Origin of the sequence: Caballeronia sp. LZ033 (assembly GCF_031451265.1) — a bacterium.
Classification (GTDB): Bacteria; Pseudomonadota; Gammaproteobacteria; order Burkholderiales; family Burkholderiaceae; genus Caballeronia.
Window position 1 is genome coordinate 2,105,414 of the sequence record NZ_JARUXQ010000001.1, and the last position, 15,080, is coordinate 2,120,493.

A 15,080-nucleotide genomic window follows, 5' to 3' on the forward strand; every position below is an offset into this window, starting at 1 on the left:
CGACGAAACGATTATGAGGAAGCGAGCGCGAGCCGTGGCAGCGCCGCGTGTGCGCTGGCCGTTGTGCCTAGGGAAAGCGTGGTTTCATCGATGCCGCGCAGCTGCGCCAGCACCTGCGCGATGCGCGCCACCTGATCCGGCGTGTTGCGCTGCTTGTAGCGCCATGCGGGCGCGATGTCGGGCGCGTCGGTTTCGAGCACGATCGCGTCGAGCGGCAGATCGGTGGCGAGCCGCCGGATCTGCAGCGCGCGCTCGAACGTCAGGTTGCCGCCGAAACCGAGCCGCATGCCCTGCGCGATGAACGCCTCCGCCTGCTGGAAACTGCCGTTGAACGCATGCGCGATGCCCTGATGAATGTCGTGCACGCGCAGGCCTTTCAGCACCTTGTCCTGCGACTTGCGCACGTGGCAGATCACCGGCAGGCCGAACTCGTGCGCCAGCTTCAGTTGGGCGTGGAAGAAGAACTGCTGGCGGGCATCGTCGAGCGTCGGCACGAAGTAGTCGAGCCCGATTTCGCCGATACCCACGAAGCGCGGATCGTCCATGCTCGCCGCGATTTGTTCGCGCAGCACGCGCAGGTCGTCGTCGGTGGCGCCGGGCGTGTACAGCGGATGAATGCCGAGCGCATACGCCCCGCCCGCGATCCGATGCGCCAGCTCGCGCACCGCGTCGAAGTTGAAGCGCCCCACGCCCGGAATCACGATGCGCGCGACCTTTGCCGCGTGCGCGGCCCCGGCGACGGCGTCACGATCGGCGTCGAATTCGCCGGCATCGAGATGACAGTGCGTATCGATCCACATGACGCCCTCCGCGCAGACCCAGGATCAGACCGGCACCACCGGCTCTTCGTGCAGCACGCCGTCGCGCAGGCGCATGATGCGGTCGCAGCGCGCGGCCAGATCCGTGTCGTGCGTGACGATCACGAAGCTCGTCTCCAGCGTCTGCGACAACTCCAGCATCAGGTTGAACACGGTGTCCGCGGTGCCGCTGTCGAGGTTGCCGGTGGGCTCGTCGGCGAGCACGCAGGCGGGCCGCGTGACGAGCGCGCGGGCAATCGCCACGCGCTGCCGCTCGCCGCCCGACAGCTCGCCCGGCCGATGCTTCGCCCGATGCCCCACGCCCACCCGTTCCAGCATCTCCTGCGCCTGCTTGCGCGACGCTTCCTCGGTCATGCGGCGGATGCGCAGCGGCATCGCGACGTTGTCGAGCGCGGTGAATTCCGGCAACAGATGATGAAACTGATAGACGAAGCCGAGCGCGCGATTGCGCAGCTCGTTGCGCTCCTTCTCCTTCAGCTCGGTGAACGGCTTGCCGAGCAGCGACACCTTGCCGGCGCTCGGTTCGTCGAGGCCGCCGAGCACGTGCAGCAGCGTGCTCTTGCCCGAACCGGACGCACCGACGATCGCCAGCTTCTCGCCCTTCATCACCTGCAACTGGGCGTTGTTGAGCACGGGCACGTTGAAGCCGCCCTGCACGAAGGCCTTCGAAATGGCCGAGGCGTTCAGCACCACATTGTCGGCGGGAATCAGATCACTCATAGCGCAGCGCCTCCGCCGGACGAATCTTCGCGCCGCGCCAGCTCGGATAGAGCGTCGCGAGCGACGACAACAGGAACGCGATGACGCCGATCTTCGCGACATCGCCGGGCACGAGCTCGGACGGCAGCTCGCTGATGAAATACACCGAGGACGGCAGGAACTGCACGTTGAACAGATGCTCGATCATGGGCACCAGCCACGGAATGCTCCACGCGATCAGGCAGCCGAAGGTCACGCCGAGCGCCGTGCCGATGAAGCCAATCGTCACACCCTGCACGACGAAGATCTTCATGATCGAGCCCGGCTGCGCGCCGAGCGTGCGCAGGATGGCGATGTCGGCCTGCTTGTCGGTGACGGTCATCACCAGCGACGACACCAGGTTGAACGCCGCCACCGCGATGATCAGCGTAAGGATGATGAACATCATGCGCTTCTCGATCTGCACGGCCGAGAACCAGGTCTTGTTCTGCTGCGTCCAGTCGCGAATGTAGAGATCGCCGGACAGCGTCTTCGCCAGCTCGCGCGCCACCTGCGGCGCGCGCTGCATGTCCTTCAGACGCAGCCGCACGCCGGTGGGCGCTGGCAGGCGGAACAGCGCTTCCGCGTCCTTGATCTCGATCAGCGCCAGCGTGGAGTCGTACTCGTAGTGGCCGGACTCGAAGATGCCCACCACCGTGAACTGCTTGAGGCGCGGCATCATCCCGGCGGGCGTGATGGTGCCTTCGGGTGCGACCAGCGTGATCTTGTCGCCGGTCATCACGCCCAGGTTCATCGCGAGATCCTTGCCCAGCACGATGCCGAAGCCGCCCGGCACGAGATCCGTCAGCTTGCCCGCGCGCATCTCCTTGCCGATGTCCGAGACTTCCGGCTCCAGCGAAGGCTCCACGCCGCGCAGCGCGACGCCGCTGACCGCGCCCTGGCGCGTGAGCAGCGCCTGCGCTTCGACATAAGGCGCCGCGCCGATCACTTCCGGATTGCGGCGCGCTTCCTGCGCGGTGAGTTGCCAGTTGGGCATGGAACCGGTCGGCGAGAAGATCTCGACGTGCGCGAGCACGGACAGCATGCGGTCGCGCACTTCCTTCTGGAAGCCGTTCATCACGGAGAGCACGACGATCAGCGCGGCGACGCCGAGCGCGATGCCCGCCATCGAAACGAGCGCGATGAACGAGATGAAGCCGTTGCCTGTGGTGCGTTTGCTGGCGCGCGTGTAGCGCCAGCCGATCTGCCATTCGTACGGAAGTTTCAAGCGAGTCCTTTTTTGCTGCTGGTCAAGCGTTGCGGCGCCCCGATGACACCGTGTGAATACGCCCGGGCGGCCGTGGTGAATGCATGACGGCCAGCGCGTCTCCGGCCTGCAAGACCCCGATGCCGCCGCCCCCGCGCGTGAAATTTGCGAAAGTTTGCCATATATGAAGAAAGCCACGCACGAACCTGCGTTGCGGGCGAGTCCTGCGGGCGAGTCGAAATCACGCCGCGCGCGGCATCGGCAAAAGCGCTTTGCCCTACAATGCCGGGCATCATGCCCGCTCACGCACTCCCTGCACTTCATCTCCTGCTGCCCTTCGCGCTGCCCTCGGCCGCCGATGCCGCCACCGCCCTGCATGGCCTGGAGGGCGCGGCGCTCGACAAACTGCTGGCCCGCGCCACGCTCGAAGAACGCGTGATCGGCGAAGACTTTCAGCGCACGCTGCCGCACGAACGCTGGGTTGCGCGACGCTTCGGCGCGGTCACGCCCGCCGACCAGCGCCATGCCGACGATGCCCCGCTCGCCCCCTTCATGCTGCTCGCCGACGGCGGCACGCCCGGCGATGCCTCGTGGGCCTGCATCGAACCGGTGCATGTGCGGATCGCCCACGATCATCTGGTGCTGATCGATCCGGATACGCTCGGCGTGCATACCGAGGAAGCCCGCGTGCTGCTCGAACTCGCGCGCCCGCTGATCGAGGATCAGGGCCTGACGTTGCAGGCGCCGACGCCCTTGCGCTGGTACGTGTCGGGCGCGGCGCTGGGCACGCTCGCCGGCGCGGCGCCGCTGCGCGCGACGGGCCGCAACATCGAAATCTGGCTGCCGCACGAAGCCCGCACCGGCGAGCGTTCGCGCGCCTGGATGAAGCTGCAGAACGAAGTGCAGATGGCATGGTTCGAACAGCCGCTGAATCTCGAACGCGAGTCGCGCGGCCTGCCTGCCATCAACTCGATCTGGCTGCACGCGCAAGGCGCGCTGCGTCCGGTGACGAGCCCGTTCGCGCGCGTGCTGTCGGAGGCCGCGGCCACGCGCGGACTGGCGCTGGCGGCGGGCATCGAGCCGTCGCGGCCGCCGGAGTCGTTCGCGGCGCTGCCGGCGGATACGTCCGGCAAGTCCGGCACGACGCTCGTCGAACTCGATCCGTTCTCGGCGCCCTTCATCGAACAGGACTGGGCGCGCTGGAATGCCGCACTCAGGACGCTCGAAGAGACGTGGTTCGCGCCGGCGCTGCAGGCGCTCACCGACGGCTCGCTCGGCCGCTTCGAACTGACGCTGTGCGGCGACACGGGTTCGGTCACGCTCGGCGTCACGCGCGGCGACCTGCGCAAATTCTGGCGGCGCCGGCCGGTCGCGGCGCTGCTCATCGAATAAGGCTTTTCCGAATGACGCGAATCGTTACCCGTGCCGCCTCCCCCGCCGATGCCGAAGCGCTCGCGCGCCACGGGCTGCATCCCGTCATCGCCCGGCTGTACGCGGCGCGCGGCGTGCGCACGCCCGACGAAGTGGAAACCGAGTTCAAGCGCCTGCATCCGCCCGCCGGCCTCAAGGGTTGCGACGACGCGGCCGTCGTGCTCGCCGACGCGCTCGAAGCGGGCAAGCGCATGCTGGTCGTCGCCGACTACGACTGCGACGGCGCCACCGCCTGCGCCGTGGCCGTGCGCGGCCTGCGCATGTTCGGCGCGAACGTCGACTATCTGGTGCCGAACCGCTTCGAGTATGGCTACGGGCTGACGCCGGAAATCGTCGACCTGGCGGCGCGCTCGGCGTCCGGCCTGCCCGAACTGCTGATCACGGTCGACAACGGCATTGCCAGCGTGGACGGCGTCGCGGCCGCGAACGCGCTCGGCATCGACGTGCTCGTGACCGATCATCACCTGCCCGGCGACGAACTTCCCGCCGCGCGCGCGATCGTCAATCCGAACCAGCCGGGCTGCGTGTTTCCGAGCAAGTGCCTGGCGGGCGTCGGCGTGATGTTCTACGTGCTGCTTGCGTTGCGCGCCGAACTGCGCCGCCGCGGTACGTATCAGAATCAGGATGTGCCCGAACCGCGCCTCGACGGCCTGCTCGATCTGGTCGCGCTCGGCACCGTCGCCGATGTCGTGAAGCTCGACTGCAACAATCGCATCCTGGTCGCGCAAGGCCTCAAGCGGATCCGCTCGGGGCGCATGCAGCCGGGCATCGCGGCGCTGTTCCGCGCCGCCGCCCGCGACGCGCGCACCGCCTCGGGCTTCGATCTCGGCTTCGCGCTCGGGCCGCGCCTGAATGCGGCGGGCCGGTTGTCGGACATGTCGCTCGGCATCGAATGCCTGACCACCGACGACATCGGCCGCGCCTGGGAACTCGCGCAGCAACTCGACGGCATGAACCGCGAACGCCGGGAAATCGAAGCCGGCATGCAGCAGCAGGCGCTGGCCGAACTGCAGACCCTCGATTGCGGCGAGCGCGCGACGCTCACGCTCTACGACGCGAGCTGGCATCAGGGCGTGATCGGGATCGTCGCGGGGCGGCTGAAGGAACGCTTTCACCGGCCGTCGTTCACGTTCGCCCACGCCGACGACAGCGGCGTGCTCTGCAAGGGCTCCGGCCGTTCGATCCCGGGGTTTCATCTGCGCGATGCCGTGGATCTCATCAGCAAGCGCGAGCCTGGCCTGATCCACAAGTTCGGCGGCCACGCGATGGCCGCGGGCCTCACGCTCGCCACCGCCGACATCCCGCGCTTCACCGCCGCGTTCGAAGCAGTCGGCCGTGAATGGCTGACCGCGGACGCGCTCGCGCGCACCGTCGAAACCGACGGCGAACTGGAGGACGCTTACTTCACGCCGCAGTTCGTCGAAATGCTCGACGCCGCCGTGTGGGGCCAGGGCTTTCCGGCGCCCACTTTCTCCGGCGAATTCGAAGTCGCCTCGCAGGCGCTCGTGAAGGACAAGCACCTGAAGCTCTCGCTGCTGCGCGGCCGCCAGCGTTTCAACGCGATCTGGTTCAACCACGTCGATCCGCTGCCGCCGCGCGCGACCGTCGCGTACCGGCTCGTCAGCGATTCGTGGAATGGCGTCGCGCGGGTGCAATTGATTGTCGAGCACGCGGGCTGAAAACGGCCTCCACGGCCGGTCCCGCACGGGAAAACGCGGTCGATCGGCTATAATTTGCTCTTTTTACAAAGCCGAAGATCGACAATGGAAGCGGAACGTCTCAACGCGATCGAAAGCCTTCTGGCCGACCTGCGCCGTCGCGCGGGCGAGCTACGGGGGTATCTTTGACTACGACGCCAAGTCCGCGCGTCTAGCCGAAGTCAACAAGGAACTCGAAGATCCGAACGTCTGGAACGACTCGAAGAACGCCCAGGCGCTCGGTCGTGAAAAGAAGCTGCTCGACGGCGTCGTCTCGACGCTCACCGCGCTCGACAGCGATCTGAGCGACGCCAACGAACTCTTCGAGATGGCGCGCGAGGAAGAGGACGAGGACACGCTGGTCGCGTCCGAAGCCGATGCCGACGCCCTGCGGGTGCGCGTCGAGGACATGGAATTCCGCCGGATGTTCTCCAACCCGGCCGACCCGAACAACTGCTTCATCGACATCCAGGCCGGCGCCGGCGGCACCGAGGCCTGCGACTGGGCGTCCATGCTGCTGCGCCAGTACCTGCGCTACTGCGAGCGCAAGGGCTTCAAGACCGAAGTGCTGGAAGAATCCGAAGGCGACGTCGCCGGCATCAAGAGCGCGACCATCAAGGTCGAGGGCGAGTACGCCTACGGCTATCTGCGCACGGAAACCGGCATTCACCGGCTGGTGCGCAAGTCGCCGTTCGATTCGTCGGGCGGACGGCATACGTCGTTCTCGTCGGTGTTCGTGTATCCGGAAATCGACGATTCCATCGAGATCGAGATCAATCCCGCCGACATCCGCACGGACACGTATCGCGCGTCGGGCGCGGGCGGCCAGCACATCAACAAGACCGACTCCGCCGTGCGTCTCACGCATGCGCCGACCGGCATCGTCGTGCAGTGCCAGAACGACCGCTCGCAGCACCGCAACCGCGCGGAAGCCATGCAGATGCTGAAGGCGCGTCTCTATGAATTCGAGATGCGCAAGCGCCAGGCCGAACAGGACAAGCTCGAATCGAGCAAGACCGACGTGGGCTGGGGCCATCAGATCCGCTCCTACGTGCTCGACCAGAGCCGCGTGAAGGACCTGCGCACGAGCGTCGAAATGAGCAACACGCGCGCCGTGCTCGACGGCGACCTCGACGACTTCATCAGCGCGAGCCTGAAACAGGGCGTCTGACCTGCCCCAAGCGGCGCGGCTTTGCGGCCGCGCCGCGTTCGTTTCGCTGCGCCTTTGCCTCATATTCAAGCCACACCATCATGACCGAACCGACTCAACCGGGCGCCGCTCCCGAACTGGAAGAAAACCAGATCATGGCCGAGCGGCGCGAGAAACTGCGCGCGCTACGCGAGCAGGGCGTCGCCTATCCGAACGACTTCCGTCCGACGCACCAGGCCGCCGCGCTGCAAGCCGGCTATGCCGACACCGACAAGGACGCGCTCGAGGCGAATCCCCTGCCCGTCGCGCTGGCCGGACGGATGATGCTCAAGCGCGTGATGGGCAAGGCGAGCTTCGCCACGGTTCAGGACGGCAGCGGCCAGATCCAGTTCTTCATCACGCCCGCCGATGTCGGCGCCGAAACCTACGACGCCTTCAAGAAGTGGGACCTGGGCGACATCATCGCCGCGCAGGGCGTGCTGTTCCGTACCAACAAGGGCGAATTGTCGGTGCGCTGCACGGAGTTGCGCTTGCTGTCGAAAGCGCTGCGTCCGCTGCCGGACAAGTTCCATGGCCTCGCCGACCAGGAAACGCGCTATCGCCAGCGTTATGTGGATCTGATCGTCACGCCGGAATCGCGCCAGACCTTCATGGCGCGCACCAAGGCCGTCACGTCGATCCGCAACTTCATGGCGCAGGCCAACTTCATGGAAGTCGAAACGCCGATGCTGCACCCGATTCCGGGCGGCGCGGCGGCCAAGCCCTTCGTCACGCATCACAATGCGCTCGACATGCAAATGTTCCTGCGCATCGCGCCGGAGCTGTATCTGAAGCGGCTGATCGTCGGCGGCTTCGAGCGCGTGTTCGAGATCAACCGTAACTTCCGGAACGAAGGCGTGTCGCCGCGTCACAACCCGGAATTCACGATGATGGAGTTTTACGCGGCCTTCACGGATTACCGCTGGCTGATGGACTTTACCGAACAGCTGATCCGCCAGGCAGCCATCGATGCGCTCGGCACCGCGACCATCACGTATCAAGGGCGCGAACTGGATCTGGCGAAGCCGTTCCATCGGCTGACGATCAATCAGGCCATCCAGAAGTACGCGCCGCAGTACACCGACGCGCAACTGACGGACGGCGCATTCCTGCGCACGGAACTGAAGAAGTTCGGCGTCGATACTTCGCAGCCGGCCTTTTTGAATGCCGGAGTCGGTTCGCTGCAACTGGCGCTGTTCGAAGAGACGGCGGAATCGCAGTTGTGGGAGCCGACCTATATCGTCGATTACCCGATCGAAGTGTCGCCGCTCGCGCGCGCGTCGGATTCGGTTGCGGGCATCACCGAGCGTTTCGAGCTGTTCATCACGGGCCGTGAAATCGCCAATGGCTTCTCGGAGCTGAACGATCCGGAAGACCAGGCCGCGCGCTTCCAGAAGCAGGTCGACCAGAAGGACGCCGGCGACGAGGAAGCCATGTATTTCGACGCCGACTACATCCGCGCGCTCGAATACGGCATGCCGCCGACAGGCGGCTGCGGGATCGGCATCGATCGTCTGGTCATGCTGCTCACCGACAGCCCCAGCATTCGTGACGTCATCCTGTTCCCGCATCTGCGTCGCGAAGACTGATTCTTCTTGCTTTTTGCGGCCTCGAAGCGCGCCCCGTCCGGGCGCGCTTTTTTTTCGTCTGAACGCTTTTTCTGTTACTGCGGGTAAAAGTTTCAAGCCGTCCTCCAAAGCCGTCCCTTTCCTGGAGGCCTTTCAGGCTGGCATCCGTTGTGCTTTTCCTTCTGCCGTGCGATTCCGCGAAATTGTTACAACCCGAAAAAGCGAAGAATCCGGGTTTGCCCGACAATGACCGTGACAGTCGGCCCTGCCGCAACACATTGCCTCGAGAGGAGGTTCAAAAGATGGATAACGGGACCAATAAATTCAGCACCTCGCCCGCTTCGAGCGGCGCGCAGCCGCCGCAGCGGCGTCTGCATCCGCTCATCGCGACAGCGGCGGGCGCGGTGATCGTCGCCAGCCTCGTGGCCACGGCGGCCATGACCGGACTCTTCCCGAAGGCAACCAGCAACTCGGCGCAGAATCCGCAGACGCAATCGGCTGCGGTCGCTCAGCAGCCTGTGGTCGACTCGGCAGCGCCTAGCCCGACGCAGCAATCGGCCGCGGCGCAGCAACAGGCTGCCGAGCAACAGGCCGCGCAGCAACAAGCCGCACAACAAGCAGCGCAGCAGCGAGCCGCTCAACAAGCCGCCCAGCAACAACCGCAGCCAGCTCAACCGTCCTACGCACAGCAACCGCCGCAACACCCGGCCTATTGCTCGACGTGTGGCACCGTCGAAGCCATCTCCGCCGTCAAGCGCGAAGGCCATGGCACGGGGATTGGCGCGGTCGGCGGCGCGGTGGCGGGCGGTGTCGTCGGCAACCAGTTCGGGCGCGGCGGCGGCCGCACTGCGATGACCCTGCTCGGCGCGCTCGGCGGCGGTCTGGCCGGCAACTCGGTCGAGAAGCACGTTCGCAGCGAAACCGATTATTCGGTCCGCGTGCGCATGGAGAACGGCCACACGCGCTATTTCACCTATAAGAACGCGCCGCCGTTTGGCCAGGGTCAGCGCGTGCGAGTCGAGAACGGCACGCTGGTCGCAGGTTGACCGCAGTGAATTGACCGAGCCAGCACCGGAAATGCAAAAAGGCGGCACACCTCACGGTTGCCGCCTTTTCGCATGAAGACGCAGAAGGTTCTAATGATCCCGCTGCGAACTGCGCGCCGGATTCTGCCGCCCGCGCATCGCGAGATAGCCCCACCAGATATAGCCCGAAAAGCCATACAGCACGAACAGGCAGAACAGCATCACCGGCGGATCCGACGACACCAGCACGAACGCCACCACCACCAGCAGCACGCCTGCAAACGGCACGCGATAGCGCACGTCGAGCGCCTTGCCGCTGTAGAACGGCGCATTCGACACCATCGTGACGCCTGCATAGATGGTGAGCGCGAACGCCACCCACGGCAGCCACACGAGTTTGAGCGGCACGCGGTTATCGGTGGCGAGCCACACGAAGCCGGCGATCAGCGCCGCCGCCGCCGGCGAAGGCAAACCCTGGAAGTAGCGCTTGTCGACCACGCCGACATTCGTATTGAAGCGCGCGAGCCGCAGCGCCGCGCCCGAGCAATACACGAATGCCGCAAGCCAGCCCCAGCGGCCGAGATCCTTCAGCACCCACTCGTACATCACGAGCGCCGGCGCGACGCCGAACGACACCATATCGGAAAGACTGTCGAACTGCTCGCCGAACGCACTCTGCGTGTGCGTCATGCGGGCGACGCGGCCGTCCATGCCGTCGAGCACCATCGCGACGAAAATGGCGATGGCCGCAATCTCGAAGCGCACGTTCATCGCCTGCACGACGGCGAAGAAGCCGCAGAACAGCGCGGCCGTGGTGAACGCGTTCGGCAGCAGATAAATGCCGCGCTTCTTGAGGAACTGCTGCCGCTTGGCGCGGCGCGTCTCGACGACGCCCACGTCCTGCACGGCCTTGTTGCGGCGGAACGCGCGCGGCGAAGCGCCGTTCACGCGGTTACGGCGCGGTTTGAATGCCGCCATGGAACCTCCGCGTTATTCCGCGAACTCGGCGAGGATCGTCGACGAGGCCGAAACCTTCTCGCCGATCGACACGCGCGGACGGCTTCCCACCGGCAGATAGACATCGACCCGCGAGCCGAAGCGGATGAAACCGTAGCGCTGACCGCGCGTGAGCGGTTCGCCGACATGCACGTAGCACAGGATGCGTCGCGCGATCAGACCGGCGATCTGCACCGACGTCACCGTATGACCGGCAGCCGTCTGCAGCACGACGGCATTGCGCTCGTTCTCGGTGGAAGCCTTGTCGACGGCCGCGTTCAGATATGCGCCCGGGAAGTACTGCACCTTGGTGATTGCGCCGTCCACCGGCGAGCGTTGCGAATGCACGTTGAACACGTTCATGAACACACTGATCTTGAGCGCCTCGCGGCCAGCATACGGATCATGCGTGGTTTCCACGGCGACGATGCGGCCGTCGGCCGGACACAGCACGGCGTTGGCCTGCGAGGGAATGGGACGCGCCGGATCGCGGAAGAACTGGACGACGAAAATCACGATCAGCCAGAAGATCCAGGCGAAGCCCAAGCCGCCCATCGCCTGCACGAGGATGGCGACGACAGCCGCAATGGCGATGAACGGCCAGCCTTCGCGGGCGATGATCGGATGAGGATAGTTCATGAACGGGTTCTGTATTTTTGAAAACCGTAGGATAACAAAAGCCGCCCGGCGCCAAGGGCGTCCGGACGGCTTTTGAGGCAGCAAGAAGCGTGACTGGCGAAAGACCTTAGTTCTTCGACTGGTCGACCAGCTTGTTCTTGGCGATCCACGGCATCATCGCGCGCAGCTTGGCGCCAACCTGTTCGATCTGGTGCTCGGCCGTGATGCGGCGGCGCGATTGCAGCGTCGGCGCGCCGGCGCGGTTCTCGATGATAAAGCTCTTCGCGTACTCGCCGGTCTGGATGTCCTTCAGGACTTCCTTCATCACCTTCTTCGTGTCTTCGGTGATGATGCGCGGACCCGTCACGTACTCGCCATATTCGGCGTTGTTCGAGATCGAGTAGTTCATGTTCGCGATGCCGCCTTCGTAGATCAGGTCGACGATCAGCTTCAGCTCGTGCAGGCACTCGAAGTACGCCATTTCCGGCGCGTAGCCCGCTTCCACCAGCGTTTCGAAACCGGCCTTGATCAGGTCGACCGTACCGCCGCACAGCACCGCCTGCTCGCCGAACAGGTCGGTTTCGGTTTCTTCACGGAAGTTCGTTTCGATGATGCCGGCACGGCCGCCGCCGTTGGCCGCCGCGTACGACAGCGCGACATCGCGTGCCGAACCCGACTTGTCCTGCGCCACGGCGATCAGGTGCGGCACGCCGCCGCCTTGCTGGTACGTGCCGCGCACGGTGTGGCCCGGGGCCTTCGGCGCGATCATGATGACGTCGAGGTCCGCGCGCGGGATCACCTGGCCGTAATGCACGTTGAAGCCGTGCGCGAAGGCCAGCGCCGCGCCTTCCTTGGCGTTGGCGTGCACTTCGTTCTTGTACACCTCGGCGATCTGCTCGTCGGGCAGGAGCATCATGACGACGTCCGCGCCCTTCACGGCTTCGCCCACTTCCTTCACCTTGAGGCCGGCGTTCTCGGCCTTGCTCCACGATGCGCCGCCCTTGCGCAGGCCGACCGTCACGTTCACGCCGCTTTCCTTCAGGTTCAGCGCGTGTGCATGGCCTTGCGAGCCATAACCGATGATGGTGACTTGCTTGCCCTTGATGAGGGAGAGGTCGGCGTCCTTGTCGTAGAAAACTTTCATGGTGGTTCCTTGAGTCCTGATGATGCGTTGAAATAGGTTGCGCTACGTGTGCTGCTGAAGAGATGAGCCGCGCCGTTATACCCGCCGTTACACCTTGAGGATGCGCTCGCCCCGGCCGATGCCGGAGCTGCCCGTGCGAACCGTTTCGAGGATCGCCGTGGCGTCGAGCGCCTGGATGAACGCGTCGAGCTTGTCGGACGCGCCGGTCAGTTCCATCGTGTAGGTCTTTTCGGTCACGTCGATGATGCGGCCGCGGAAAATGTCCGCCATGCGCTTCATCTCTTCGCGTTCCTTGCCGACCGCCCTGACCTTGATGAGCATCAGCTCGCGCTCGATGTGGGCGCCCTCTGTCAGGTCGACCACTTTCACCACCTCGATCAGGCGGTTCAGGTGCTTCGTGATTTGTTCGATCACGTCGTCCGAGCCAATCGAGACGATGGTCAGCCGCGACAGCGAGCTGTCTTCGGTCGGCGCCACCGTCAGCGTTTCGATGTTATAGCCGCGTGCCGAAAACAGTCCCACGACGCGCGATAACGCGCCCGGTTCGTTTTCCAGCAAAACGGAGATGATGTGTTTCATGTTCGTGTTTCCCGATGTGTTTCCAGAATGGCGCCTGCCCGAAAAACCCGCGCGCGGCGCATGTCCTTCGTGAAGACAGGCGCGCACGAGCCTCGCGAGGCAAACCCGCGTTAAAGATCCTCAGACCCGAGCAGCATTTCCGTGATGCCTTTGCCGGCTTGCACCATCGGAAATACGTTTTCGGTGGGATCGGTCTGGAAGTCGAGAAATACGGTGCGATCCTTGAGACGCAGCGCTTCCTTCAGCGCCGGCTCGACGTCCGCCGTCTTTTCGACACGGATGCCGACGTGGCCGAACGCTTCGGCCAGCTTCACGAAGTCAGGCAGCGCGTCCATGTACGAACTGGAGTAGCGCTTCTTGTATTCGATCTGCTGCCACTGGCGCACCATGCCGAGATAGCGGTTGTTCAGCGAGATGATCTTGACGGGCGTGTTGTACTGCTTGCACGTCGAGAGCTCCTGGATGCACATCTGGATGGAGCCTTCGCCGGTGATGCAGACCACTTCGTCGTCCGGATAGGCCATCTTCACGCCCATCGCCGCCGGCAGGCCGAAGCCCATGGTGCCCAAGCCGCCCGAGTTGATCCAGCGGCGCGGCTTGTTGAACGGGTAGAACTGCGCGGCCCACATCTGATGCTGGCCGACGTCCGAGCACACGAAGGCATTGCCGTCGGTGAGTTCCCAGAGCTTCTCGACCACGTACTGCGGCTTGATGATGTCGCTCTTGCGGTCGTAGGCGAGGCAGTCCTTCGCGCGCCAGCCTTCAATCTCGTCCCACCACGTCTTGAGCGCCGCCGTGTCCGGGCCGTGCTCGGCGTGCTGCAGCTGCTCGATGAGATCCTTCAGCACTTCCTTCACGTCGCCGACGATGGGAATGTCCACCTTCACGCGCTTGGAAATGGATGACGGATCGACGTCGATATGGATGATCTTGCGCGGCGAAGACGCGAAATGCTTCGGGTCGCCGATCACGCGGTCGTCGAAACGCGCGCCGATGGCGATCAGCACGTCGCAGTTCTGCATCGCCATGTTGGCTTCGTACGTGCCGTGCATGCCGAGCATGCCGAGGAACTTCTTGTCCGACGCACGATAGCCGCCGAGGCCCATCAGCGTGTTGGTGACGGGATAGCCGAGCAGGTCGGCGAACTGGTTCAGTTCGCGCGACGCGTCGGCCAGGATGATGCCGCCGCCGGTGTAGATGTACGGGCGCTTCGCCGACAGCAGCAATTGCACTGCCTTGCGAATCTGGCCCGAATGGCCCTTGGTGACCGGATTGTACGAACGCAGCGAGACGCTCTTGACCGGCTCGTACTTGCACGGCGCCTTCGACACGTCCTTCGGAATGTCGATCAGCACCGGGCCGGGACGGCCGGTACGGGCGATGTAGAACGCTTTCTTGACGGTTTCGGCCAGGTCGCGCACGTCCTTCACGAGGAAGTTGTGCTTCACGCACGGACGCGTGATGCCGACGGTGTCGCATTCCTGGAAAGCGTCGAGGCCGATGGCCGCGGTGGGCACCTGGCCGCTGATGACGACGAGCGGAATGGAATCCATGTAGGCCGTGGCGATGCCGGTGACGGCATTGGTGACGCCCGGGCCGGAGGTCACGAGGCACACGCCGACTTTGCCGGTGGAACGCGAATACGCGTCGGCGGCATGGACGGCGGCCTGCTCGTGGCGCACGAGGATGTGCTGGATCTGGTCCTGCTTGTACAGCTCGTCGTAGATGTAGAGTACCGAGCCGCCGGGATAGCCCCAGATGAATTCGACGTTTTCATCGGCCAGGGCGCGCATGAGCACGGTGCCGCCGATGGAGTCAGCTTCTGTGGAGGGGGTCGTATCCGACGTGGAGAATTCCGCGCTGGGCATGTTCATTCATCACCTTTCGAATTTTCGGCAAAAAATTGATCGGGTGCTCTCTACCGGGCTTGTGGCTCGGGTTCAAGCGGCGCGTCTAGGTTTGACAGGCGTGCTTCTTGGGCTCGCCTCAAAGCAGACATTTCACTGGATGATGCGAGTCAGAAAATGTAACAGCGGCGCAACGGGCGGGTCAAGTAAAAAGTTTCCGCTT

At 64.7% G+C, this 15,080-nt stretch carries 13 protein-coding genes; 5 read left to right on the forward strand and 8 right to left on the reverse strand.

Annotation, left to right across the window (positions count from 1 at the left end):
• Nucleotides 1-11: 11 nt before the first annotated feature.
• From QCE62_RS09815 to QCE62_RS09825, 3 genes are read right to left on the reverse strand one after another with little or no spacing between them, the layout of a single operon-like run.
• Complete coding sequence (locus QCE62_RS09815) at nucleotides 12-800, reverse strand: TatD family hydrolase (protein WP_309917104.1); 789 nt, start codon at nucleotides 798-800, stop codon at nucleotides 12-14.
• Nucleotides 801-824: 24 nt separating this feature from the next.
• Nucleotides 825-1,538, reverse strand: coding sequence for a lipoprotein-releasing ABC transporter ATP-binding protein LolD (lolD, locus tag QCE62_RS09820; protein WP_309808859.1), 714 nt, complete (start codon nucleotides 1,536-1,538; stop codon nucleotides 825-827).
• Nucleotides 1,531-2,784 carry a lipoprotein-releasing ABC transporter permease subunit gene (locus QCE62_RS09825; protein WP_309917108.1) on the reverse strand — a complete coding sequence of 418 codons (1,254 nt, stop codon included), beginning with the start codon at nucleotides 2,782-2,784 and terminating at the stop codon, nucleotides 1,531-1,533. The genes lolD and QCE62_RS09825 overlap by 8 nt, the downstream gene beginning before the upstream one ends.
• 261 nt (nucleotides 2,785-3,045) lie before the next feature.
• On the opposite strand from QCE62_RS09825, the gene QCE62_RS09830 reads away from it, so the two are divergent.
• The 5 genes from QCE62_RS09830 to QCE62_RS09850 all read left to right on the forward strand — a co-directional run bounded on the left by QCE62_RS09830 (nucleotide 3,046) and on the right by QCE62_RS09850 (nucleotide 9,694).
• A complete protein-coding gene (locus tag QCE62_RS09830) occupies nucleotides 3,046-4,155 on the forward strand; it encodes a regulator (RefSeq protein ID WP_309917110.1) in 1,110 nt (369 codons plus the stop codon).
• Between the two features lie 11 nt (nucleotides 4,156-4,166).
• Nucleotides 4,167-5,873, forward strand: a complete 1,707-nt coding sequence (recJ, locus tag QCE62_RS09835) for a single-stranded-DNA-specific exonuclease RecJ (protein ID WP_309917112.1) — start codon at nucleotides 4,167-4,169, stop codon at nucleotides 5,871-5,873.
• An 84-nt stretch (nucleotides 5,874-5,957) separates the two neighbouring features.
• Nucleotides 5,958-7,062 (forward strand): peptide chain release factor 2 gene (gene prfB / locus QCE62_RS09840; RefSeq protein ID WP_309917114.1). Its coding sequence is split into 2 segments (ribosomal slippage): nucleotides 5,958-6,029 and nucleotides 6,031-7,062, totalling 1,104 coding nucleotides; the frame shifts between segments, so codons are not numbered across the junction.
• Nucleotides 7,063-7,142: 80 nt separating this feature from the next.
• Nucleotides 7,143-8,669, forward strand: a complete 1,527-nt coding sequence (gene lysS / locus QCE62_RS09845; RefSeq protein ID WP_309917116.1) for a lysine--tRNA ligase — start codon at nucleotides 7,143-7,145, stop codon at nucleotides 8,667-8,669.
• Between the two features lie 281 nt (nucleotides 8,670-8,950).
• A complete protein-coding gene (locus QCE62_RS09850; protein ID WP_309919767.1) occupies nucleotides 8,951-9,694 on the forward strand; it encodes a glycine zipper 2TM domain-containing protein in 744 nt (247 codons plus the stop codon).
• Nucleotides 9,695-9,784: 90 nt separating this feature from the next.
• Here QCE62_RS09850 and pssA read toward each other — a convergent pair whose 3' ends face one another.
• From pssA to QCE62_RS09875, 5 genes are all read right to left on the reverse strand, one after another.
• Nucleotides 9,785-10,651, reverse strand: a complete 867-nt coding sequence (gene pssA, locus QCE62_RS09855; RefSeq protein ID WP_309808874.1) for a CDP-diacylglycerol--serine O-phosphatidyltransferase — start codon at nucleotides 10,649-10,651, stop codon at nucleotides 9,785-9,787.
• Between the two features lie 12 nt (nucleotides 10,652-10,663).
• The gene (locus tag QCE62_RS09860; protein WP_309808878.1) at nucleotides 10,664-11,308 is read right to left on the reverse strand and encodes a phosphatidylserine decarboxylase; all 645 of its coding nucleotides are present in this window, start codon (nucleotides 11,306-11,308) and stop codon (nucleotides 10,664-10,666) included.
• A 106-nt stretch (nucleotides 11,309-11,414) separates the two neighbouring features.
• Nucleotides 11,415-12,431 carry a ketol-acid reductoisomerase gene (ilvC, locus tag QCE62_RS09865; RefSeq protein WP_309808880.1) on the reverse strand — a complete coding sequence of 339 codons (1,017 nt, stop codon included), beginning with the start codon at nucleotides 12,429-12,431 and terminating at the stop codon, nucleotides 11,415-11,417.
• Nucleotides 12,432-12,518: 87 nt separating this feature from the next.
• Nucleotides 12,519-13,010 carry an acetolactate synthase small subunit gene (ilvN, locus tag QCE62_RS09870; protein WP_008341906.1) on the reverse strand — a complete coding sequence of 164 codons (492 nt, stop codon included), beginning with the start codon at nucleotides 13,008-13,010 and terminating at the stop codon, nucleotides 12,519-12,521.
• A 110-nt stretch (nucleotides 13,011-13,120) separates the two neighbouring features.
• Nucleotides 13,121-14,884 (reverse strand): acetolactate synthase 3 catalytic subunit, encoded by a 1,764-nt coding sequence (locus tag QCE62_RS09875; protein WP_309917120.1) that lies wholly within the window; start codon nucleotides 14,882-14,884, stop codon nucleotides 13,121-13,123.
• Between the last annotated feature and the right edge of the window lie 196 nt (nucleotides 14,885-15,080).